Consider the following 22,933-nt stretch of genomic DNA (forward strand, 5'->3'; position numbering starts at 1 on the left):
GTGCCATGCGTGTGCCAGCCCCAACCCCCATTCCCCAGTCTGACGACATCGCCGCGCTGCGGCAGCGCTACCGCGACGACAAACAGGCCCTGCTGCAAGCCATCGCCGGGCTCAGCGGCCGTGCCCGCAGCGTTGCCCCCTTGCTGCGGCGCCTGAGCCGGCTGACCGACCGCACCCTCAGAACGCTGTGGCGTCGCGCTGGCCTGCCAGCGTCGCTCACGCTGGTGGCGGTGGGGGGCTACGGCCGCGGCGAGCTGTTTCCGTTTTCCGACATCGACGTGCTCGTCCTGTTGCCCGATGACGCCAAGCCCGAGGCCGACGCAGGACTGCGACAGGCGGTGGAGCGCTTCATCGGGCACTGCTGGGACGTCGGGCTGGAGCTGGGCTCGAGCGTGCGCACGGTGGCCGAGTGCCTGCGGGAGGCCGGTGCCGACATTTCGGTGCAAACCGCTTTGCTCGAGAGCCGCTGGCTCGCCGGTGACCGCCACCGCTTCGTTGTCCTGGGGCAGGCGCTGGCGGACCAAATCGACCCGCTGGCCTTTTGCCGCGCCAAGCAGTTCGAGATGCAGCAGCGCCACCAGCGCTACGAAAACACCCCGTACGCGCTCGAGCCCAACTGCAAGGAGTCGCCCGGGGGCTTGCGCGACCTGCAGGTGATTCTGTGGGTCGCCAAGGCCGCCGGTCTGGGCCACACCTGGGACGAACTGGCGCAGCGCGGGCTGGCCACCGCGCACGAGGTGCGGCAGCTCAAGAGCAACGAGGCGCTGCTGAGCCTGATTCGCGCGCGCTTGCACGTGCTGGCGCGGCGGCGTGAAGACCGGTTGGTGTTCGATCTGCAAACGCCGCTGGCAGCCGCGTTTGGCATCGAGGCGCCAGCGCCGGCGGGCAACGGCCGCGAACACTCGGCGCGGCGCGCGCGCATGGCCAGTGAGCGGCTCATGCGCCGCTACTACTGGGCCGCCAAGGCCGTCACCCAGCTCAACCAGGTGCTGCTGCTCAACATTCAGGAGCGGCTCGAAGGCGACGCACACCGCCTCGACCCGCCCCGGCCGATCAACGCGCGCTTTGGGGACAAAGGCGGCTTGCTGGAGGTGGCCCACGACGACCTGTACTGGCGGCACCCCCAAGCCATCCTCGAAACCTTTTTGCTCTACCAACAAGTCCCCGGCATCAAGGGCCTGTCGGCGCGCACGCTGCGCGCACTCTACAACGCCCGGCCGGTCATGAACGCCGCCTTTCGGCGCGATCCGGTCAACCGCCGCACCTTCTTGCAAATCCTGCAACAGCCGCAGGGCATCACGCACGCCTTTCGGCTCATGAACCAAACGTCCGTGCTCGGGCGCTACCTGTGGCCGTTTCGCAATGCGGTGGGCCAAATGCAGCACGACCTGTTCCACGTCTACACGGTGGATCAGCACATCCTGATGGTGCTGCGCAACATGCGCCGCTTCTTCATGCCCGAGCATGCGCATGAGTACCCGTTTTGTTCGCAGCTGGCGGCCGGCTGGGACAAACCCTGGGTGCTGTACGTGGCGGCGCTGTTTCACGACATCGGCAAGGGGCGCGGGGGCGACCATTCGCTGCTGGGCGCGCGCGACGTGCTGACCTTTGCCCGTCAGCACGGCATCGCCCGCGAGGATGCGGCGCTGATTCACTTTCTGGTCGAGCAACACCTCACCATGAGCCAGGTCGCGCAAAAGCAAGACCTCAGCGACCCGGCGGTGATCCAGGCGTTTGCCGAACGGGTGCGCGATGAGCGGCGCCTGACCGGCTTGTACCTGCTGACCGTGGCCGACATCCGGGGCACCAGCCCCAAGGTCTGGAACGGTTGGAAAGCCAAGCTGCTCGAGGACCTCTACCGCGCCACCGCGCGCGTGCTCGGCGGCAGCGCGCCCGACCCGCACGCCGAGGTGGAAGCGCGCAAGCGCGAAGCGCTGGCGCTGCTGGCGCTGCACGCCCTGCCCCATCAGGCCCACCAGGCGCTGTGGTCGCGCTTGGACGTGGGCTATTTCATGCGGCACAGCGCCGATGAAATCGCCTGGCACACCCGCCACCTGTCGCGCGCGCTGGCCCAGGCCGCCCCGGATGCGCCGGTCACGCTGGTGCGTGCCCGCCCCTCGCCAGCAGGCGAGGGGTTGCAGGTGCTGGTCTACACGCCGGACCGCTCCGACCTGTTTGCGCGCATCTGCGGCTTCTTCGACCGTTCGGGGTTTTCCATCCTCGACGCCAAGATTCACACCACCGCGGATGGCCACGCGCTCGACACCTTCCAGGTGGCCACCGAAACGCCGACCGAGCACCACCGCGAACTGGTCGGCCTGGTCGAAAGCGGCCTGCCCCCCGCCCTCGATTCGGCCGCGCCGCTGCCACCGCCGGGCAGCGGGCGCGTCTCGCGCCGCGTGCGCAGCTTTCCGGTCGTCCCGCGCGTGCAGCTGCAGCCGGATGAACGCGGTCAGCGGTGGCTGCTCAGCCTCTCGGCCAGCGACCGCCGGGGGCTGCTCTACCGCATTGCCGCGGTCTTCGCCCGCCACCAGGTGCAGCTGCAGTTGGCCAAGGTCACCACCCTGGGCGAGCGGGTCGAAGACACCTTCCTCATCACCGGCCCCACCCTGCACGTGGCACGCGAGCAGGCACAGCTGACGCAGGATTTGCTGGCGGTTCTGGACGACACCCCGCACAACGGCGTATAGTGGGATGGCCGCTACGCGGCGGATGGCCGCGGGTGGCAACCCCATGGACCGTTCAAGGGAGCGCGACGACCATGCCACGGCACATCAGCTCTGTCGGGTGGCTGACACCCGTTCGACGCGTCATGCACCAGATACAGCGTGCCACGCTGGCCTCTTGTGCGGGTTTGGCCGCTGGGCTGGCGCAGGCGGAGGTCCCGGCGATCTTTCGCGACGCCGATCTGGCCGCTGGCGAGCAGCTCATCCGCCAGCACCGCTGTGCGCAGTGCCACGCGGAAAAAGTCGGCGGCGACGGCAGTGCCATCTACCGCCCGCTGGGCCGCATCAACACACCGGGGCTGCTGCGCGGCATGGTCGAGCAATGCAACAGTGCGCTCAACCTGCAAATGTGGCCCGAAGAGGTCACGGCGGTGGCTGCCGTCCTCAACCGCGATCACTACCGCTTTCGGGATTGACGGGGTTGGCCTCCTGCAGCAGCGCGCGCAGGCCCGCCTCGTCCAGGATGGTCACGCCCAGCGCACGCGCCTTGTCGAGCTTGCTGCCGGCGGCCTCACCGGCCACGACATAGTCGGTTTTGCGGCTGACCGCGCCGCTGACCTTGCCACCTGCGGCTTCGATCAGGGCCGTGGCGTGCTCGCGTGACCAGTTCGGCAGCGTACCAGTGAGCACGAAGGTCTTGCCCGCCAAGGGCGCGGCCGCAGCCTCGGCAGCGGCGCCCTCGTGCTCGGGCCAGTGCACGCCACTGGCGCGCAGCTGCTCGACCACCTCGCGGTTGTGCGGCTGGGCAAAAAACGTGTGGATGCTTTGCGCCACCACGGGGCCCACGTCCGGGACCTGCAGCAACTGCTCGACCGAGGCGTCCATGATCGCGTCCAGGCGGCCAAAGTGGCGTGCCAGATCGCGCGCGGTGCGCTCGCCCACATGCCGTATGCCCAGTGCAAACAAAAAGCGCGCCAGCGTCGTGGACTTGGACGCTTCGATGGCCGCCAACACGTTGCTGGCCGATTTCTCGGCCATGCGCTCCAGCCCCACCAGCGACGACAGCCCCAAGCGGTACAAATCGGCCACGCCGCGCACGATCTGCCCATCCACCAGCTGATCGACGAGCTTTTCCCCCAGCCCCTCGATATCCATCGCGCGCCGCTGCGCAAAATGCAGGATGGCCTGCTTGCGCTGCGCCGGGCAATACAGCCCACCCGAGCAGCGGTGATCGACCTCGCCCGGCTCACGCACCACGGCGCTGCCGCAGACCGGGCAGGACGTGGGCATGGCAAAGGCCGGGCCGCGCGGCTCGGGCAGCGGCGGCGCCACGGCCACCACTTCCGGGATCACATCACCGGCGCGCCGCACGATCACGGTGTCGCCCACGCGCACGTCCTTGCGCGCCACCTCGTCGGCGTTGTGCAACGTTGCGTGGGTGACGGTGACGCCGCCGACGAAGACCGGCTCCAGCCGCGCCACCGGCGTGAGTTTGCCGGTGCGCCCCACCTGCACGTCGATGGCCAGCACCCGGGTGAGCTGCTCCTGCGCGGGGTATTTGTGGGCGATCGCCCAGCGCGGCTCGCGGGTCACGAAGCCCAGCGTGCGCTGCCAGTCCAGCCGGTCCACCTTGTAGACGACGCCATCGATGTCAAATGGCAGGGCGTCGCGTTGCGCGCCCATGTCGCGGTGGTAGGCGGCCAGGGCCTCGCCGCCGGCGCAGCGGCGTGCCAGGTCTGTCACCGGGAAACCCCAGCCGCGCAGCGCTTGCAGCACGTCCCAATGGGTCTCGAAGGCCGGGCCACCCTCGGCCGGCGGGGACACCTCGCCCAGCCCGTAGGCAAAGAAGCTCAACGGCCGGGATGCGGTGATCCGCGGGTCGAGCTGGCGCACCGCGCCGGCCGCGGCGTTGCGGGGGTTGACGAAGGTTTTGTCCCCGCGCTCGCGCTGGCGCGCGTTGAGCGCCTCGAAGTCGTCGCGGCGCATGTAGACCTCGCCGCGCACCTCCAGCTTGGGCACACGGGCGCCCTCGCCCTGCAGGCGCAGCGGTATTTGCCCGATGGTGCGGATGTTTGGGGTCACATCCTCGCCGGTTTCGCCATCCCCGCGCGTGGCGGCGCACACCAGCACGCCGTATTCGTAACGCAGGCCGATGGCCAGGCCGTCGAACTTGGGCTCGGCCACGTACAGCACCGGCGGTTCATCCGGCCCCAACCCGAGGTCCTTGCGGATGCGCGCATCGAAGGCCAGCGCCGCCGCCGGCTCGGTGTCGGTTTCGGTGCGAATGCTCAACATCGGCACCGCATGGCGCACCGGCGCAAAGCCCTGCAGCGGCTGCCCTCCGACGCGCTGGGTCGGGGAATCCGGGGTCACCCACTGCGGATGCCGGGCCTCGAGCTCGCGCAGCTCGGCGAACAGGCGGTCGTATTCGGCATCCGGAATTTCCGGGTCGTCGAGCACGTAGTAGCGCCACGCATGGTGGTGCAGGGCCTGGCGCAGCGCCTGCAGGCGCTGCCATTCGGGGTCGGATGCGGGCGTCGCGGCAGCGAACAAATCGCCCTGCTCAGCCGGGGCGGAAGCGGAATACGGGGCAGCCACGGTGCCGATTATCCACGCGCCCAGGGCGCACCGGGCGCATCCGCCGTGGCAACGAAGCGCGGGGTGTACAGGCGCGTGGGGGCGAGGCGATCGTCCCCGGCGCCGAAGGGCAGCGCCTGCCACACCCGCAGGGTATTGAGCACCATCGGTTCACCCACGGCGCCATCGGGCGAATACGACTCGCGCATATGGGCAAACACCGCCAAAAAGGCGGTGGCATCGCCCGCCAATCCGGCCAAATCGGCGTGGTCCGCCAAATCCAGGGGGCTGGCGGTTTGCAGCCAACGCAAGGCGCGTTGCACGGCGCGCGCAGTGGCCTGCAGTTCGGCCCCATGGGTCGCAACCTGCGAGGTTGCCACACTCAGACACGCCCCCACCATCGCCCCACCGATGAGGCGTTGGCTCTCGCTCCACTGGCGCGTGTCGATCACCACGCGGATGGCGCCACGGCGCTGCAACCGGGTCAGCAAGGGGTCGTCGATGCACACCGCGTCCAGACGGCCGTCCTGCAGCGCGGCTTCGATCTGCGCGGTGTCGGCCAGCGCCACGAGCTGGCCCGCGCGCGCGGTCAGGCCCTGGCGCTGCAGCGCCAGCGCGACGATGCGCGGGGGCAGCGCATGGGACGCCAAGATGCCGATACGGGCGTTGGGCCAGGCAAGCGGTGCGGCGTCCACGGCGTCAGGGATGTGCCGCTCGGCCAGCCCCAGCAGCGGTGTGCGTGCCAGCGCCAAAAAGGCTTGTTCCGCCTGGCCTCGGGCGTGCTGGCGCAGCACGGTGTCGAAATCGCCCGCCAACACGCGCACCGTACCTGCGCCAGGGGCCGGCGCAGGTGGCTGGGTGCGCGCATCCCACGGCCCGGCCGCGACCGCAACCCCCTCCGCGTGAAAAAACCCCAACCGCAGGGCGAGCAGCACCGGGAACACCTTGAGGGCGGCGTCGGCTTGCCACAACAGCCGCACCGACGGCTGCCCCCACGCCAGCGGGCCGCGCGCGATCCCGGACGCCGCGGCGGCCATCGCCGCCACCGCTGCCGCGCGCAAATACCGCCGCCGATCCATCCCTGTCGTTCCCTGTGACGGGCCCGCCGGCCGGTGGGCCTCGGTGTGCAGGGTATGTCGCCCAGGCACGCGTGCCCATCCGGTCCAGCCCCAACAGGGATCGCCCTTACACGTTTACCACGACCCGCCCCGCCACGCGTGGTGGGCCGCGTCGCATCGCTACGGGGCTGCGGGGTGTCCCGGGATGCTAGCGGCGGTCGGCCAAGGCGTGCGCGATGGTGCCCAGGTCCACGTATTCGAGCTCGCTGCCCACGGGCACCCCCCGGGCCAGCCGCGTGACCTTCAGGCCCAGCGCCTGCGCCAGCCGGCTGATGATGTGCGCGGTTGCTTCACCCTCGGCCGTGAAGCTGGTGGCCAGGATCACCTCCTGCACGGCCGGCGTGGCCTGCAGGCGCTGCAGCAGGGGGTGTACGCCGATGTCATCCGGCCCGATCCCGTCGAGCGGACTCAACCGCCCCATGAGCACGAAATAGCGCCCCCGGTAGCTGCCGGTGCGCTCGATCGCGGCCTGGTCCGCCGGGGTCTCGACGATGCACAGCTGCGCGGGATCGCGCGCCGGATCGGCGCAGGTGGGGCAGACATCCTCTTCGGCAAAGGTGTGGCACAGCCGGCAGTGCCGGATGCCCTCGGCCGCCGCCTGCAGCGCGTGGGCGAGCTGCAGCGCGCCGTCGCGGTCGTGCTGCAACAGGTGGTAGGCCATGCGCGAGGCCGAGCGCTGACCGACGCCGGGCAGGCGCTGCAACGCCTGCACGAGTTGATCGAGCCGCCGCGAGGCTGGAGGTGCCATGGCCGCTGATCGGGCGGACAGCGCCGCTCAGAACGGAAACTTCATGCCGCCCGGCAGGCCGGGCATGCCCGCCGTGACCTTGGCCATGCGCTCCTGCGTCGTCTCCTCGACCTTGCGCACGGCGGCGTTGAAGGCCGCCGCGACCAGATCCTCGAGCATGTCCTTGTCATCGGCAAGCAGCGACGGGTCGATGGTGACGCGCTTGACGTCGTGCTTGCCGGTCATGACCACCTTGACCAGCCCAGCGCCGGACTCGCCGGTGACCTCGAGCTGCGCGAGTTCCTCCTGCGCGCGCTTGAGGTTTTCCTGCATGGCCTGGGCCTGCTTCATCAGACCCGCGAGTTGTCCTTTGTTGAACATGGATGCGACTTTCTTGCAATGCAACGGGAGAGGGTTCACGCGGCTGGGGAGCCGTCGACGGGCTGGATGCTACCAGGGACGATGGTGGCGCCGTACTCGCGCATCAGCGTCTGCACCAGGGGGTCGGCGCGTATCGCCGCCTCGGCCTCGGCCTGGCGCGCACGCTGGCGCGCCGCGCGGCGCTCGGCGGGTGAGTCCGGCGCCGGCCCCACCTCGACCGACAGGCGCCAGCCCTCTGGCAGCCCCAGGTGGGCGGCCATGGCAGCCTCCAGCCGCTCGCGCGGGCCGTCCTGGGCCAGGGTTTGCCGGGGCACGCGCAAGCGCCAGGCCCCGTCACGGCGCTCGACCAGCACACCCTGCAGCGCCAGCTCGCGCGCCAGGGCCTGCAGGCGACCCGCCGCTTCAAGCGCATCGACGATGCGCTCCCAGTCGTCCGCCAGGTCCACGGCTGGCGGCAGTGCGGATGTCTCAGACGGCGCTGCGGGTGTCGGTGCCGGTGTCGGTGCCACCGGGGGCGTCAGCGGTGTTTTTTTTTCCGTGGCTTGCGGCGCGGCGGACGCCGTCGGCGGCATCGGCGCGCCAACGGCGGCCGCCACCACGACCGGCTGCGCATCGGGCATGAAGGTCAGCGCGCGCAGCAACACCATGGTCAGCGCCGCGTACTCGTCGGGGGCCAGCCCCAGCTCCGCGCGGCCGTGCAGGCACAGGCTGTAGAGCAGCTGCGTGACGTCGGCAGGCAATGCGGCCGCCAGGGTTACCAGCGCCGGCTCATCGGGCGACCCCTCGCCCGTCCACTGCACCACGGCCAGGCGTTGCAGGACGGCGGTGAGCTCTTCCAGCGTGGCGCCCGGTGCCACCCCATGCGCGCGCATGTCGTCGATGGTGGCCACCAGGGCGCGCGCGTCGCCAGCGGCCAGCGCGTGCAACAGCGCATACACCGGCGCCCTGTCCACCACCCCGAGCATCTGGCGCACGCCCGACTCCTCCAGGCGCCCGCCGCCAAAGGCGATCGCCTGGTCGGTCAGGCTCAGCGCATCGCGCATCGAACCGCGTGCGGCGCGCGCCAACAGGCGGATCGCGCCGTCATCGGCGACCACACCTTCGACGTCGAGCACCCGCCGCAGGTGCATGGCCACGGTCTCGGGCGCCATGGGGCGCAGGTTGAACTGCAGACAGCGGCTCAACACCGTCACCGGCACTTTTTGCGGATCGGTGGTGGCCAGCACGAACTTGAGGTACTCGGGGGGCTCTTCCAGCGTCTTCAACATCGCGTTGAAGGCGGTGTTGGTCAGCATGTGCACTTCGTCGATCATGAAGACCTTGAAGCGCCCCTGCACCGGTTTGTAGATGGCCTGCTCGAGCAGCGTTTGCACCTCGTCCACGCCCCGGTTGGAGGCCGCGTCGAGCTCGGTGTAGTCGACGAAGCGGCCCGCATCGATCTCGCGACAGGCGTCGCACACGCCGCACGGCGTGTCGGTGATGTAGCCTTGGCCATCCGGCCCGGTGCAGTTGAGCGACTTGGCCAAAATGCGCGAGACGGTGGTCTTGCCCACCCCGCGGGTGCCCGTAAACAGGTAGGCGTGATGCAAGCGGCGCGCGCGCAACGCGTTGCCCAGCGCCTGCACCACGTGTTCCTGCCCGACCATCTCGGCAAACGTCTTGGGACGGTATTTGCGGGCCAGAACCAGATAGGACATGCGCCCATTCTAGCGGTGGCATACAATGGCAGGTGACGGGCCTTCCCGCATGGTGAAGCGGCCAACCGGGTCAGGTGGGGAACCAAGCAGCCCTAACCGTGTAGCCAGTGCCGGGGTCAAGGCTCGTCACCTTCGTTTTTTTGTTTTGCCACCCTTGCACGCACCACCATGGCCAGTGACCTCATCAAACATGTGACCGACGCCACCTTCGACGCCGATGTGCTGCAGTCCAGCACGCCGGTGCTGGTGGACTTCTGGGCCGAATGGTGCGGACCGTGCCGCATGATCGCCCCCATCCTGGACGAAGTGGCCAGCGCGTACCAGGGCAAGCTGCAAATCGCCAAGGTCAACGTGGACGAAAACCGCTCGGTGCCGGCGCAGTATGGCATCCGCGGCATCCCCACGCTGATGCTGTTCAAAAACGGCCAGCTCGCGGCCACCAAGGTGGGCGCGCTGAGCAAGGCGCAACTGACGGCGTTCGTCGAGCCGTACCTGGCATGATGCCGGCGGCCCGCGCGGCCCATCGCCGGCCGTCGGCGCGCGCCGATGCCCGGCAACCCCTGGTTTTGGTGTCATAATCACACCGCCGGACGCAACGCATCCGTTGCCGTCCCGTCCCGGCCGGTCCCGTCACCGGCTGAGTGGGCACTGACCGCCGACGTACCGGCTCCCACACGTTTGATTTGTCTTGCAGCGGCTGGCACCCGGCCGCAGGCAGCCAATGCCACACTCCCCCTCCGGAGTCGATTCCCATGCACCTGAATGAACTCAAGGCCCTGCACGTTTCCGAACTGCTCAAAATGGCCGAGGCGCTCGAAATCGAGAACACCGGCCGCATGCGCAAGCAGGAGCTGATGTTTGCCATCATCAAAAAGCGCGCCAAGGCCGGCGAGCAGGTGTTTGCCGATGGTGTGCTCGAAGTGCTGCCGGACGGCTTCGGGTTTTTGCGCGATCCCAGCGCCAGCTACACCGCCAGCACCGACGACATCTACATCTCGCCCAGCCAGATCCGGCGCTTCAACCTGCACACGGGCGACATGATCGAGGGCGATGTGCGCATCCCCAAGGATGGCGAGCGCTACTTTGCCCTCAACAAGCTCGACAAGATCAATGGCCTGCCCCCGGAGCAGAACAAGCACAAGATCATGTTCGAGAACCTCACGCCGCTGTTCCCGAAGGAGCAGATGAAGCTCGAGCGCGAGGGCCTCAAGAGCGAAGAAAACATCACCGGGCGCATCATCGACATCATCGCGCCGATCGGCAAGGGCCAGCGCGCGCTCATCGTCGCGCCGCCCAAGAGCGGCAAGACGGTCATGATGCAGCACATCGCGCACGCCATCACCGCCAACTACCCCGAGGTGATCCTGATGGTGCTGCTGGTGGACGAGCGCCCCGAGGAGGTCACCGAAATGCAGCGTACCGTGCGCGGCGAGGTGATCGCCTCCACCTTCGACGAACCGGCGGCGCGCCATGTGCACGTCGCCGAGATGGTCATCGAGCGCGCCAAGCGGCTGGTCGAGCTCAAAAAAGACGTCGTCATCCTGCTCGACTCCATCACCCGGCTGGCGCGCGCCTACAACAACGTGCTGCCCTCCAGTGGCAAGGTGCTCACCGGCGGCGTGGACGCCAACGCGCTGCAGCGGCCCAAGCGCTTCTTTGGTGCCGCACGCAACGTCGAGGAAGGCGGCAGCCTCACCATCATCGCCACCGCGCTGGTGGACACCGGCAGCCGCATGGATGAGGTCATTTTTGAAGAATTCAAAGGCACCGGCAACTGCGAGCTGCACCTGGATCGCCGCTTGTACGAAAAGCGCGTCTTCCCCTCGATCCAACTCAGCCGCAGCGGCACCCGACGCGAGGAATTGCTGCTGCCGCCCGAAATCCTGCAAAAGACCCGCATCCTGCGCCAATTCTTCTACAACATGGACGAGATCGAGGCCATGGAGATGGTGCTCAAGAGCATGAAGCAAACGAAGAACAACCAGGAGTTCTTCGAGCTCATGCGCCGGGGGGGGTGATTCGCCGCCGGACACGTGCGCCGGCGGGACAGCCTCTGGACGACACCGTTATAATTTGGGATTTTGCAGCAAGTGCGCCGGATGGGCCGGCTGTGGCTACTGCAGCAGGAAGCGACCATGAAAGAAGGCATTCACCCGAACTACCGCGAAGTGTGCTTCGTGGACCTGTCCAACGGCGCGCAGTTCATCATCCGCTCGTGCGCCCCGACCAAAGAAACCATCAAGCTCGACGACGGCCGCGAGCTGCCGCTGTTCAAGCTGGAGACGTCGAGCGAATCGCACCCCTTCTACACCGGCACGCAAAAGAGCGTGGACACCATGGGTGGCCGGGTGGAGAAGTTTCGCAACCGCTACGCGCGCGCTGGCAAGTAAGCGCCTGCCTGCGTCCCACCCCAAGCAGCCGCGCGGCTGCTTTTTTATTGCCCACCCGATGGTGTAGGCTTGCGTGCCGCGCCACCGCTGTCCGTTGCGCCCAGTGTTGCATCCCACCCCTGCCCTCGTGACCGCCGACGCCGCCCGGCGCCTGCCGCGCTGGGTGCCCTGGTTGCTGATGATCGCCTATGTGCTGCCCGGCTTCGTCGGGCGCGATCCTTGGCGGGGGGACGACCTGAACGCGTTTGCTGTGATGCTGGACATGGCCCACGGCGGGCCGTGGTGGACGCCGCAGGTGCTGGGGGAAGCCGCCAAGACCTTGGCTTGGTTGCCGTATTGGCTCGGCGCCTGGGCCATGCAAGCGCTGCCGCTGCCGGGTGCCCTGGCGGCGCGCGTGCCGTTCATTGCCCTGCTCGGGTTGACGTTGGCGGCAACCTGGTACGCCACGTACCGCCTGGCCTGCCATCCTGGGGCGCAGCCGCTGCGCCCTGCTTTCGGCGACGATGTTCCCCCAGGCGACTACGCCCGCGCCCTGGCCGACGGCGCCCTGCTGGGGCTGGTGGCCACCCTGGGGCTGGCGCGGCTGGCGCATGAAATCGCTCCCTCGGCCGCGCAGCTGGCCTTTGGCGCGGGATTGTTTTACGCGGTCAGCCTGGGCCTGCGCGCGCAGGCGCCGCAGCCCGCGCGTGCCGCCTGGGAGCCACTGGCGCTGTGGTGGCTGAGCGCGTGGGGCTGGGCCCTGTCGGGCGCACCGGGCTTGATGGCGCTGGTCAGTTGCGCCGGGCTCGTGTGGTGGCGGCGCGCTGGCGTGCCTTGGCCGCGGCTGTGGATCGCCGCGCTGGGCAGCATCGCCGCAGCCCTGGCGGTGTGGCTGCTGGCCGCGGCGGCCGAACGCGCCACCGACCTGTGGCGCCCGTACTGGCATGTCTGGGGCAACGCCACGGCGTGGGTGGATGGGCTGCGACAGCTGGCCTGGTTTTGGTGGCCCACGGCGCCATTTGCCCTTTGGACGCTGTGGCGCTGGCGGGGGCGCTGGCGCGAGGCGCACATCGGCTGGCCCGCCACCGTGGTGGCGTTGGTGTTGCTGGTCACGCTGCACGACGGGGGCGACGAGCGCACGCTGTTGCACGCCCTGCCGCCGCTGGCCACCTTGGCAGCCTTTGCCCTGCCGACGCTGCGCCGTGGTGTCAACGCGCTGATCGATTGGTTCGCGGTGCTGTTTTTCACGGGCGCCGCGGTGCTCATTTGGCTGATTTGGGTGGCCATGCAAACCGGCGTCCCCCCCAAGCCCGCCGCCAACGTCGCGCGGTTGGTGCCCGGGTTCGAGCCCACGGTCGAGGTGGCGTTGCTGCTGCCGGCCATGGCGATGAGCGCCGCCTGGCTGGGGGTGGTGCTCTGGCGCCTGGGGCGCCATGCGCCGGCGCTGTGGAAGGGACTGGTGTTGTCGGCATCGGGTGTCACGCTCAACTGGGTATTGCTCATGACCCTGTGGCTGCCGCTGCTCGATTGGGGCCTGGGGCAAGCCCCCGTGTCGCGGCGCATCGCCGCGCTCATCCCGGCGGGCGACTGCGTGTTGGTGCATGGGTTGGATGCCGCGCGCATTGCCGGGCTGCAGTATCACGGCGGCCTGACCGTGCGACGGGTGACGCATCCGGACGCCGACGCCTGCCGCTGGTTGGTGGCCAATCCGGCGGATTTTCCGGGGTTGGCGCGCGCCATCGATTTGGCGGGCTGGCAGTTGCGCACCGAGGTGCCGCGCCTGCGCGAAAACCGCGAGAAATGGCTGGTCTTCGAGCGCGTCGAGCGCGCGGATGCGGCCCTTTAGCCCGCCGGCCCGACACACACGCGCGCGGGCGGCAAGCGCAGCCGGAAGGTTGACCCCACCCCAACCTGGCTGTCGATCAGCAACTGGCCACCGTGCCGTTGCGCGACGTGCTTGACGATGGCCAGGCCCAGCCCTGTGCCGCCACTTTCGCGGGAGCGGCTGCGATCGACGCGGTAAAAACGCTCGGTCAGGCGCGGCAGGTGTTCGGGGGCGATACCGGGGCCGTTGTCGGTGACATAGAACTCCACACCCTCGTCGGGCAGCAGGCGCCAGCCAACCTCGATGCGGCCGTGCGCTGGGGTGTAGCGCACGGCGTTGGAGAGCAAATTGCTCAAGGCGCTGAGCAGCTCGTTGCGCGCCCCGGCCACGTCCAGGGCCGGGCCCGGCTGCAGCACGAGGGACTGCTCGCCACCGTGCAAGACCTTCGACAGCGCCTGCGCCTGGGCCACGGCCTCGAGCAGCAGCTCATTGGCCGCCACCCACTGCGCGTCGTCCGGCGCGGGGCTTCCCTCCAAGCGCGACAGGGTCAACAAATCGTCCACCAGCGTGTGCAGGCGCTGCGCCTGTTGGGCGATCAGGTCCAGAAAGTGGGCGCGTTCGGCGTCGCTGAGGTTGAGCGTTTGCAGCGTTTCGACAAAGCCCGAGATGACCGTCAGCGGGCTGCGGATTTCGTGCGAGACATTGGCCACGAAGTCGCGCCGCATGGCCTCGGCCAGCTCAATCGCGGTGATGTCGCGGGTCAGCATGAGGCGCCGCCCCTTGGCGTAGGGAAAAATCTGCACGGCGATGCGCTGCGGATGCCCGGGGCGCGCATGGCGGCCGTCGATTTCGACGGGACGGCTGAAGTCGCGCTGGTTGAGGTAGGTGATGAACGCCGGGTCACGCACCAGGTTGCGGATGCGCTGCCCCAGATCCCGCTTGGCGTCGAAGCCGAGATGCTCACCCGCCATGAGATTGCACCACTCGATGGTGCCCTCTTTGCTGAGCAGCACCACCCCGTTGGGCGAGGCCTGCAACGCCGCCAGAAACTCCTGCAACCGTGCCTGGCTTTTGCGCGCCTTGCGGTTGCGCGCCTTGAGCTCGCGCCGCGCGCGATCGACCACGGCCCCCCAGACCGACCCCACCTCGGGTGGCGGCTGGCCGCCGGGGTCGCGCAACCAGGCCAGCACCCGCTGAGCGCGGCGATCGTCGATCACAGCCCACGCGACGGCGCCGACCACGGTGCCCGCCAACGCCCAGCCCAGATGGCCCCACAGCAAAGGCAACAGCGCGCCAGCGGCCATGCTGGCCAAAAGCTCGAACGTGCGTGGGATCATGACACCGGCATCATAGCCAAGCGCCGACGGCCGGCGCACCACGCGTGCCGCGCAGCATCACGCCGAGCGCGCGTCGGCCTCAGACGCCAAGGCCCGCGGCGAGAAGCGGTAGCCCGCGCCGCGCACCGTCTCAATCATGACCGCGGCCGGCCCCAGCGCCTCGCGCAGGCGCTTGATGTGCACGTCCACCGTGCGCTCCTCGATGAAGACGTGATCGCCCCAGATGCGATCGAGCAGCGTGGTGCGGCTGTGCACGCGCTCGGGGTGCTTCATCAAAAAATGCAGCAGGCGAAACTCGGTCGGCCCGATCTTGAGCTCACGGCCCTCCCAGGTCAGCCGGTGTGCGACGGCGTCGAGCACGAGCGCGCCCGCTTGGACGGTATCGGGGACGGACTCGGGCGCGCGGCGGCGCAACACGGCGCGGATGCGCGCGAGCAGCTCCTGCGTCGAAAACGGCTTGGTGATGTAGTCGTCCGCGCCGGCGTCCAGCCCTTGCACCTTGTCGGACTCCTCGGCGCGGGCGGTAAGCATGATGATCGGCACCGCTTTGGTGCGGTCGTCCAAGCGCCACGCACGTGCCAGCTGCACGCCGCTGCGCCCCGGCAACATCCAGTCGAGCAGAATCACATCCGGCAGCACGGCGTCAAGCTCGCGCTGGGCCGCTTCGGCGTCGAAGACGACGATCGGCGCAAACCCGTTGTGCCGCAGGTTGACGGCGATCAGCTCGGCAATCGAGGGCTCGTCCTCGACCACCAGCACACGCGGCAACTTTCTCATCGCAGCGCCGTCTCCACTTGCTCCAGGGCCGCGTGGCGCACGTCCAGCCCCTTGACGATGTAGATGATGATTTCGCCGATGTTCTTGGCGTGGTCGCCGATGCGCTCGATGGCCTTGGCCACGAACAGCAGATCCAGGCTGGGGGAGATGGTGCGCGCGTCTTCCATCATGTAGGTGACGAGCTTGCGCACGAAGCCGTTGAACTCGACGTCGATGCGGTCGTCCTCGCGCATGATGGCCACGGCTTCCTCCACGTCCAGCCGCGCCAGCGCATCCAGCGCGCGGCGCAACAGGCCCGCCGCCAAGTCCGCTGCCAGACGCAACTCGCCCACCGGCAAGCGCCGCCCCTGCCCGCTTTGCATGATGGAGCCCGCCATGCGCGCGATGCGCGCCGCCTCATCGCCCGCACGCTCCAGGTTGCCCAGCGTTTTGGAAATGCCGATCAGAAAGCGCAGGTCGCGCGCGGTTGGCTGGCGCCGCGCAATCGTGGTGGAGAGGTCGGCGTCGACCGCGAGCTCGACCTCGTTGATGGTGCGCTCGGTCTCCAGCACACGCCGCACGAGCTCCTCGTCCTCTTCGAGCAGCGCCTGCACGGCCCACTGGATTTGGCGCTCCACCATTCCACCCATCTCCAACACGCGGGTGGAAATCGAGTTGAGCTCGGCGTCGAATTGACTGGAAATGTGTTTGTCCATGGCAAGGCTCCTTCTGCCGTCAGGATGGTGGCGCGGGCATCAACCCAAGATCAACCAAAGCGCCCGGTGATGTAGTCCTCGGTTTCCTGCCGCCTGGGGCGGGTGAAGATGTTGTCCGTGGCGTCGTATTCGATCAGATCCCCCAGGTACATGTACGCCGTGTAGTCCGACACCCGGGCCGCCTGCTGCATGTTGTGGGTGACGATGACGATCGTGAAGCGCTCTTTGAGCTGGATGAGCAGCTCTTCGACCTTGGCCGTGGAAATCGGGTCCAGCGCCGAGCACGGTTCGTCGAGCAGCAGCACGTCCGGCTCGAGCGCGATGGCGCGTGCAATCACCAGGCGCTGCTGCTGACCACCCGAGAGGCTCAAACCGTTGGCGTCGAGGCGGTCCTTGACCTCGTCCCACAGCGCCGCACCACGCAGCGACTTTTCGACCACCTCGTCGAGGTGCGCCTTGTTGCGCACCCCCATCAAGCGCAAGCCGTAGGCCACGTTCTCGTAGATGGACTTCGGGAACGGGTTGGGCTTTTGAAACACCATGCCGATGCGCCGCCGCAACTGGGCCACGTTGACGCTGCGGTCGTAGATGTTGACGCCCTCGTGCAGGATTTCGCCTTCGATGCGGCAGTTGTCCACCAGGTCGTTCATGCGGTTGAAGCAGCGCAGCAGCGTGGACTTGCCACAGCCGCTCGGGCCAATGAACGCCACCACGCGCCCCTTGGGGATGCCCATGTTGATGTTGTGCAACGCGTGTTTGTCGCCGTACCAAAGGTTGAGGTTGTTGACCTCCAGCGCCTTGGGCAAGGACGCCAGCGGCGGCGCCTGATGAAAGGCGGCGTTGGTGTGGACAAAGGTGGTCTTTTCAGCGGATGCGGTCATACGGCTAGCCTGCCTTGGGGCCGCGTGGCCCCGGAAATGAAATCGGGGATATCGTGCTCAAACGCTTTCCAAACCGCGGTATTTCTCGCGCAAGTGGTTGCGCAGCTTGATGGCGGCCAGGTTGAGCACCATGATCAGGATCACCAGCAGCAGCGCCGTCGCGTAAACCAACGGGCGCGCGGCCTCGACGTTGGGGCTTTGAAAGCCCACGTCGTAGATGTGAAAGCCCAGGTGCATGAACTTGCGGTCCAGGTGCACGAAGGGCGCATTCATGTCGATGGGCAGCGACGGCGCGAGCTTGACCACGCCCACCAGCATGAGCGGGGCTACCTCGCCCGCGGCGCGCGCCACCGCCAGGATCAGCCCCGTCATCATCGCCGGGCTGGCCATCGGCAGCACGGTGCGGATCAGCGTCTCGGCCTTCGTTGCTCCCAGCGCCAGGCTACCCTCGCGCACCGAGCGCGGCACGCGCGCCAGCCCTTCCTCGGTCGCGACGATGACCACCGGCAGGGTCAAGATGGCCAGCGTCAGCGAGGCCCACAGCAGACCCGGCGTGCCAAACGTGGGGGCCGGCAGCGCCTCCGGGTAGAACAAGCGGTCGATGTTGCCCCCCAGCAGATAGACGAAAAAGCCCAGGCCAAACACCCCGTACACGATCGACGGCACACCCGCGAGGTTGTTGACCGAGATGCGAATGATGCGAATCAGCGGCCCCTGTTTGGCGTACTCACGCATGTACACCGCTGCCATGATGCCAAACGGCGTCACGATCACCGACATCACCAGCACCATGGTCACGGTGCCGAAAATGGCTGGGAAGATCCCCCCTTCGGTGTTGGCCTCGCGCGGATCGTCGGTCAAGAACTCCCAGAATTTGCGCAGGTAGTGGCCGATTTTTTGTCCCGTGCTCATCGCGTTGGCCTGGTACACGTCGGCGACCTTGGCCAGGGGCACCTCAACCGACTGACCATCGGCGACCTCGGCGATCAAGCTGTCACGCGCAATGTCGGTGCGCAGGGCCTGCAGCTTTTCCTGGAGCTGCGCAAACTGCGCATCCAGCGCCTCGCGCTGGCGCTGCAAATCGGCTTTGAGGGCGTCGTCGAGCTCTCCCTTGAGCTGCGCCCTGCGCTCGCGCAGACGCAGTTGCTCGATGCGGTAGTTGACCTTGCCGATATCGTCCTTTTCGATGCGCAAAATGGTGCGAAACAGCGCTTGCGCGCGCTGCACGCGCGCCTGCAACTCGGGCCACGCCTGGGGCCCTTCGGCCACCACGCGATCGCCCTCTTTGACCGCCTTGAGGTGCCCGTAAAAGTTGCCCCATTCGTGCCGCTCCACCGTCAGGAGGTCGGCCGGATAGGTCAACTCGCCCAACAGCGGCACGGGATACCAACGGAAATCCTGCCCCGTCACATCGCGGTTGCCCATTTTGATGAGCACCCGCTCCACGAACGCTTCGCTCGACTCGATCTTGAAGCCCGCCTCTTGCAGGCGGCGCACGGCAACCTCCTCGCGGTCGCGCACTTCGCCAATGACGCGCACGCGCTGATCGCCCTCCAGAAAGGTCGTCTCGGCAACGGCCTTGGGCCAAAAGTGCGTCAACCCGCGCGCCGCCGTCATCCACAGCACGAACAGCACCGCCAACACCGACAGCGCCACGGCACCGGCGGTCATCCAAATCCAGGGCGAACCCGTCTTGATCCAATCTTTCATTTGGCAAAACCCTCCAGCGTCGGCGCTCAAATGGTTTGATAGCGCTGGCGCAGCCGCTGGCGCACCAGTTCGGCGATGGTGTTGACCACAAAGGTGAACCCAAACAACACCAGGGCGGACAGGAACAGCAGCCGGTAGTGCGTCTCGCCCACCCCGGCTTCGGGCATTTCCACGCCAATGTTGGCCGACAGCGTGCGAAAACCGGTAAAGATGCTGAAGTCCATCACCGCGGTGTTGCCCGTGGCCATGAGCACGATCATGGTCTCGCCCACGGCGCGGCCCAGGCCAATCATCACGGCCGAAAAAATCCCGGGGCTGGCGGTCAGCAGCACCACGCGCGTCAGCGTCTGCCAGGGCGTCGCGCCCAGCGCCAACGAGCCAGTGGTCAGGTGCTTGGGCACCGAAAAGACCGCGTCTTCGGCGATCGAAAAAATCGTTGGCGTGACCGCAAACCCCATGGCAATGCCGACCACCAGCGAGTTGCGCTGCTCGAACTTGATGCCCGCCACGTTGCTGAGCCAGTTGGGCATGTCACCGCCAAAGAACGTCGCCTCGATCGGGTGCCCCACCGCCAGACACAGCGCAATCTGCACCACCAGCACCGGGAGCAGCAGCGCCGCCTCCCAGCCATCGGGCACGCGCTGACGCACAGCCGTCGGCAGCAGCGCGAACAACCAGGCCGCGACAAAAAACGTCAGCGGGAAGGTGGCAATCGTCAGCAGCACGCCCGCCAGGTTGTTTTCGACGAAAGGTGCCAGCCACAAGCCCGCCAGGAAGCCCAGGATCACCGTGGGCAGCGCCTCCATCACCTCGATGGTGGGCTTGACGATGCCACGGACCTTGGGCGACATGAAGTACGCGGTGTAGATCGCCCCCAACAGCGCCAAGGGCACTGCCACCAACATGGCGTAGAAAGCCGCTTTGAGCGTGCCATACGTCAGCGGTGCGAGGCTGAACTTGGGCTCGAAGTCCGCGTTGGCGGCCGCCGACTGCCACACATAGGCCGGCTCCTCGTAGCTTTCGTACCACACCTTTTGCCAGGTGGCGTAAAACGACACCTCGGGGTAGTCGTTTTCCACGTGCGCCACGTGCAGGCGCCCGGCCGCATCCTGCGCCAGGTAGCCATTGCCACGCGGCGGATAGCCCATGAGCACGATGGGCTGATCCGACAGTTGCCGCACGAACAGCAGCCGCTTGGAGGTGGCAAAGTAGCTGCCCACATGCCCGCTGGCGTCCCCAGCCATGAAGCCCTTGCGGTGGTATTCCGGCTCCAGCGCCGTGATGGCCGCCGGCATGGGCTTGAAGTCGCGGATGTGTGTCAGGCGGAAGTTCGTCCCCTCGGTGCGCACGGGAAACCACTGGCTGAGATGGCCGCGCTCCGTTCCCACGATGATCGAAAAGCCCCCCGAGAGCATGGTCAGCGCCGTGACCCGCTCGCCCGCCGGCGCCAGCGCCACCTTTTCCAAGAGCGTGGGCGCTGACGGGTTGCTGATGTCGTAGCGCCACAGCTCCCGATTGCCCGACAGCACATACAGCTCGCGCTGCTTGAACTCGATGAGGATGTCGCGCACCTCCGGCGGCACCGGCTCGATGGTGCCGTTTTGGCTCTCGAGCGTCGCCTCGCCGGTGATGGGGTTGCGCTGCACCGACACGCCGCTGATCCGCAGCCGCCCGTCTTCGGTCAGCGCGGCCAGCGTGGTGCCGTCGGTGCCGGACTGCACCGCCAGGCGCACCAGCGCGGCACCCTCAGGATCGACCACCACCGGGGCCTGCCCGATGGGATACTCGATATTCGGCTCGATGATGCGGCGCGCTTGTTCGTCAAACCGTGTGCTGAACCCCACTTTGGCCACCACGGCCCGCCCGTCCTGCAAGCCCAGCGCCACGGTGCTGGTGCTGCGATCGGCCGCCGCCTGGCTGCGCACGGGCACCCCTTGGGGCAGCGCAAGCCCGACGGTGGCCTTGGGTTGACCGGAAAAATAATCGGCAAACACCACCTGGCCGTCGGCTTGCACCCGCACCAGCGCCTCCAGTCGCTCGTCGGACTGCAACAGCACCGACGCCGTGCGCGCCTCTCCCGGCACGGCGTACTGACCGGTTTGGTGCACGCTGGGGGGCAAAAACAGCGGCACGACCACACTGGCCAGGTAGAAAAAGATGGCGGAAATCGCCACGATCACGCCCAACCCACCTGCGGTCATCAGGTGTTTGAAAAAACGATCGGTCCAGAGCCGGCCCGCCATGGCGCGGTCCAAGCTCTGCGCGGTCAGGCTGCGCTGTGGCGCAGCGTTGTTGGAGGTGCTGTGGTTCATGAACGCGGCGAAAATGACCTGTCAAAAGAACGGAGCGGGGGCAACGAGGCCGCCCGCCCCGAGTCAGCTAGAGCGAGCGGCGTCACTTGCCCGCGCGCAGCGCCTGGAAACGTTGCAACCGTTCGGTCGGCTTGCCCTTGGCGTAGCTGTTCTTGTCCATCACCCACACAAGGGTCGCGCCATTGGGCCCGGCGCCGATGTCGGTGTAGGAGTACGGCACCTCACCGTGCGAGGCAAATTCCAACAACGCCTTGAGGTCGTCGAACACGTAGTAGCGGCCGTTTTTGAACACCTCGCCGTAAAACTGCGGCGCGGGCGGCAGCTTGCCATCGTAGGTTAGCTCGGCCGCGCTCGGCTTGCCGGCTTTGACATCGTCATTCGTGATGCCAAAGACGATGGTCTGCCCGTTGGGGCCGGCGCCGATGCGCGAGCGCGTCAACGCCACTTCGCCGTGCGCCAGAAAGTCTTGGTACAGCTTGGCGCTGCCAAAGGCGTAGTAGCGGCCGTCCTCCGGCAAGACGACAAAGAACTCCTGCGCCTGCACGGCCGCCGGGGCGGCGGCGGGCGCGGCGGCCGATGCAGCCGCTGGGGCCGCTGGGGCCGCGGCGGCAGACGTTGCGGCCGCCGGTGTCGAGGTCTGGGATCCGGTGGGCTGCGTGGCGCAGCCCACCAGCCACAGCGCTGCAGCGGCGACGGCGCTCCATTGCATGGGTCGCATGGTGGGCATCTCCGTCGGCGTTACTTGGTGAGCTCGTCGATGGCCTTCTTGGCCAGCGTCGCCGGCAGCGGCACGAAGCCGTCCTTGATGACGACGTTTTGCCCTTGTTGCGACAGCACCATCTTGAAGAATTCACGCTCCAGCGGCGGCAGCGGCTGGTTGGGCTTTTTGTTCACGTAGACGTACAGAATGCGCGCCAGCGGGTAGCTGCCGTCAGCGGCGTGGGCGGGATCGGGTTCCACCAGCTCGCCACCTTTCTTCTTGGACAGCGGCAGCGCGCGCACGCCCGAGGTCTTGTAGCCGATGCCCGAGTAACCGATGGCGTTGAGCTGTGTAGCGACCGACTGCACCACCGACGCCGAGCCGGGCTGTTCGGCCACGTTGCGCTTGAAGTCGCCCTTGCACAGCGCATGCTCTTTGAAGTAGCCGTAGGTGCCCGACACCGAGTTGCGCGAATACAGCGCGATGTCGCGGTTGGCCCACTCACCCGTCAAGCCGACCTGACCCCACTTGGTGATGTCCGAGGGAAAGCCGCACTTGCGGGTGCTGGAAAAGATCGCATCGACTTCCTCGATGCTCAGACCTTTGATCGGGTTGTCCTTGTGCACATAGACCGCCAGCGCGTCGATGGCCACGGGCACCGGCGTGGGCTTGTAGCCATGTTTTTTCTCGAAGCTCTCGACCTCTTTGGCGGTCATCAGGCGGCTCATCGGGCCGAAGTTGGAGGTGCCCTCGGTCAGGGCCGGCGGCGCCGTGGAGGAGCCCGCACCCTGGATTTGGATGTTGACATTGGGGTAGAGGCGCTTGAACTCCTCCGCCCACAGCGTCATGAGGTTGTTGAGCGTGTCCGAGCCGATGCTGGTGAAGTTGCCCGAGACCCCGGCGGCCTTGGTGTAGGTGGGCAGCGCAGGGTCCACTTTGACCGCCTGTGCCGCGGCATTGTGGGCGGTAAACCCCAGGGTAACCATGCCCATGAGGGCCACGAGTGTTTTCAGTCGCATGAATACTCTCCAATGTTGGCGGACGGCATGGCCGCTGCTTGACGACCACGCGTTGCATGGTAGGTTGCAACTGTGACGGTTGTGTGACAAACCAATGCCCGCCCGCGGCGACGGGTGGCGCGGCCCTGCTGCGTCCGCTCAG

At 67.6% G+C, this 22,933-nt stretch carries 19 protein-coding genes and 1 other RNA gene; 7 read left to right on the forward strand and 13 right to left on the reverse strand.

All coding sequences use genetic code 11. The features are described 5' to 3' along the window. The first annotated feature begins 5 nt into the window (after positions 1–5). The gene (locus tag Tther_RS00090) at positions 6–2,690 is read left to right on the forward strand and encodes a [protein-PII] uridylyltransferase (RefSeq protein WP_143899610.1); all 2,685 of its coding nucleotides are present in this window, start codon (positions 6–8) and stop codon (positions 2,688–2,690) included. A gap of 122 nt (positions 2,691–2,812) precedes the next feature. Further along, a complete protein-coding gene (locus Tther_RS00095) occupies positions 2,813–3,142 on the forward strand; it encodes a hypothetical protein (RefSeq protein ID WP_185974950.1) in 330 nt (109 codons plus the stop codon). On the opposite strand, the gene ligA is transcribed toward Tther_RS00095, so the two are convergent. The 5 genes from ligA to dnaX form a co-directional block, all read right to left on the reverse strand. Further along, positions 3,111–5,264, reverse strand: coding sequence for an NAD-dependent DNA ligase LigA (gene ligA, locus Tther_RS00100; protein WP_425472785.1), 2,154 nt, complete (start codon positions 5,262–5,264; stop codon positions 3,111–3,113). The genes Tther_RS00095 and ligA overlap by 32 nt on opposite strands. Positions 5,265–5,272: 8 nt before the next feature. Continuing rightward, the gene (locus Tther_RS00105) at positions 5,273–6,322 is read right to left on the reverse strand and encodes a type 2 periplasmic-binding domain-containing protein (RefSeq protein WP_143899612.1); all 1,050 of its coding nucleotides are present in this window, start codon (positions 6,320–6,322) and stop codon (positions 5,273–5,275) included. A gap of 187 nt (positions 6,323–6,509) precedes the next feature. After that, on the reverse strand, positions 6,510–7,109 hold the full coding sequence (gene recR / locus Tther_RS00110) for a recombination mediator RecR (RefSeq protein ID WP_143899613.1): 600 nt from the start codon (positions 7,107–7,109) through the stop codon (positions 6,510–6,512). Positions 7,110–7,136: 27 nt separating this feature from the next. Further along, on the reverse strand, positions 7,137–7,469 hold the full coding sequence (locus Tther_RS00115) for a YbaB/EbfC family nucleoid-associated protein (RefSeq protein WP_143899615.1): 333 nt from the start codon (positions 7,467–7,469) through the stop codon (positions 7,137–7,139). Between the two features lie 35 nt (positions 7,470–7,504). Beyond that, a complete protein-coding gene (gene dnaX, locus Tther_RS00120; protein ID WP_143899617.1) occupies positions 7,505–9,166 on the reverse strand; it encodes a DNA polymerase III subunit gamma/tau in 1,662 nt (553 codons plus the stop codon). A gap of 34 nt (positions 9,167–9,200) precedes the next feature. Between dnaX and ffs the strand changes: the two genes are divergently transcribed. The 5 genes from ffs to Tther_RS00145 all read left to right on the forward strand — a co-directional run bounded on the left by ffs (position 9,201) and on the right by Tther_RS00145 (position 13,381). Next, an RNA gene (gene ffs, locus Tther_RS00125) (signal recognition particle sRNA small type) lies at positions 9,201–9,297 on the forward strand. Positions 9,298–9,334: 37 nt separating this feature from the next. Continuing rightward, positions 9,335–9,667, forward strand: coding sequence for a thioredoxin TrxA (gene trxA, locus Tther_RS00130; protein WP_143899619.1), 333 nt, complete (start codon positions 9,335–9,337; stop codon positions 9,665–9,667). A 251-nt stretch (positions 9,668–9,918) separates the two neighbouring features. After that, entirely contained in the window at positions 9,919–11,184 is a 1,266-nt protein-coding gene (gene rho, locus Tther_RS00135; RefSeq protein WP_143899622.1) for a transcription termination factor Rho, read from the forward strand. Positions 11,185–11,301: 117 nt separating this feature from the next. Continuing rightward, positions 11,302–11,556, forward strand: a complete 255-nt coding sequence (locus Tther_RS00140; protein ID WP_143899624.1) for a type B 50S ribosomal protein L31 — start codon at positions 11,302–11,304, stop codon at positions 11,554–11,556. 127 nt (positions 11,557–11,683) lie between these two features. Beyond that, positions 11,684–13,381 carry a hypothetical protein gene (locus tag Tther_RS00145; RefSeq protein ID WP_143899626.1) on the forward strand — a complete coding sequence of 566 codons (1,698 nt, stop codon included), beginning with the start codon at positions 11,684–11,686 and terminating at the stop codon, positions 13,379–13,381. Here Tther_RS00145 and phoR read toward each other — a convergent pair. The 8 genes from phoR to Tther_RS00185 all read right to left on the reverse strand — a co-directional run bounded on the left by phoR (position 13,378) and on the right by Tther_RS00185 (position 22,791). Continuing rightward, complete coding sequence (gene phoR, locus Tther_RS00150; RefSeq protein WP_143899628.1) at positions 13,378–14,697, reverse strand: phosphate regulon sensor histidine kinase PhoR; 1,320 nt, start codon at positions 14,695–14,697, stop codon at positions 13,378–13,380. The genes Tther_RS00145 and phoR overlap by 4 nt on opposite strands. 57 nt (positions 14,698–14,754) lie before the next feature. Continuing rightward, positions 14,755–15,474: a phosphate regulon transcriptional regulator PhoB gene (gene phoB / locus Tther_RS00155; RefSeq protein WP_143899630.1), complete on the reverse strand. Its 720-nt coding sequence runs from the start codon at positions 15,472–15,474 to the stop codon at positions 14,755–14,757. Beyond that, a complete protein-coding gene (phoU, locus tag Tther_RS00160) occupies positions 15,471–16,169 on the reverse strand; it encodes a phosphate signaling complex protein PhoU (RefSeq protein WP_143899632.1) in 699 nt (232 codons plus the stop codon). Before phoU ends, phoB begins: the two co-directional genes overlap by 4 nt. Positions 16,170–16,219: 50 nt before the next feature. Continuing rightward, the gene (gene pstB, locus Tther_RS00165; RefSeq protein ID WP_143899634.1) at positions 16,220–17,050 is read right to left on the reverse strand and encodes a phosphate ABC transporter ATP-binding protein PstB; all 831 of its coding nucleotides are present in this window, start codon (positions 17,048–17,050) and stop codon (positions 16,220–16,222) included. Between the two features lie 57 nt (positions 17,051–17,107). Beyond that, positions 17,108–18,760, reverse strand: coding sequence for a phosphate ABC transporter permease PstA (gene pstA / locus Tther_RS00170; RefSeq protein WP_143899637.1), 1,653 nt, complete (start codon positions 18,758–18,760; stop codon positions 17,108–17,110). Between the two features lie 26 nt (positions 18,761–18,786). Next, the gene (locus tag Tther_RS00175) at positions 18,787–21,072 is read right to left on the reverse strand and encodes an ABC transporter permease subunit (protein ID WP_143899639.1); all 2,286 of its coding nucleotides are present in this window, start codon (positions 21,070–21,072) and stop codon (positions 18,787–18,789) included. Positions 21,073–21,154: 82 nt separating this feature from the next. Next, a complete protein-coding gene (locus Tther_RS00180; RefSeq protein ID WP_143899641.1) occupies positions 21,155–21,790 on the reverse strand; it encodes a hypothetical protein in 636 nt (211 codons plus the stop codon). 20 nt (positions 21,791–21,810) lie between these two features. Next, on the reverse strand, positions 21,811–22,791 hold the full coding sequence (locus Tther_RS00185) for a PstS family phosphate ABC transporter substrate-binding protein (RefSeq protein ID WP_143899643.1): 981 nt from the start codon (positions 22,789–22,791) through the stop codon (positions 21,811–21,813). Positions 22,792–22,933: the final 142 nt, after the last annotated feature.

The sequence above is a fragment of the Tepidimonas thermarum genome, assembly GCF_007556705.1.
GTDB classification, from domain to species: domain Bacteria; phylum Pseudomonadota; class Gammaproteobacteria; order Burkholderiales; family Burkholderiaceae_C; genus Tepidimonas; species Tepidimonas thermarum.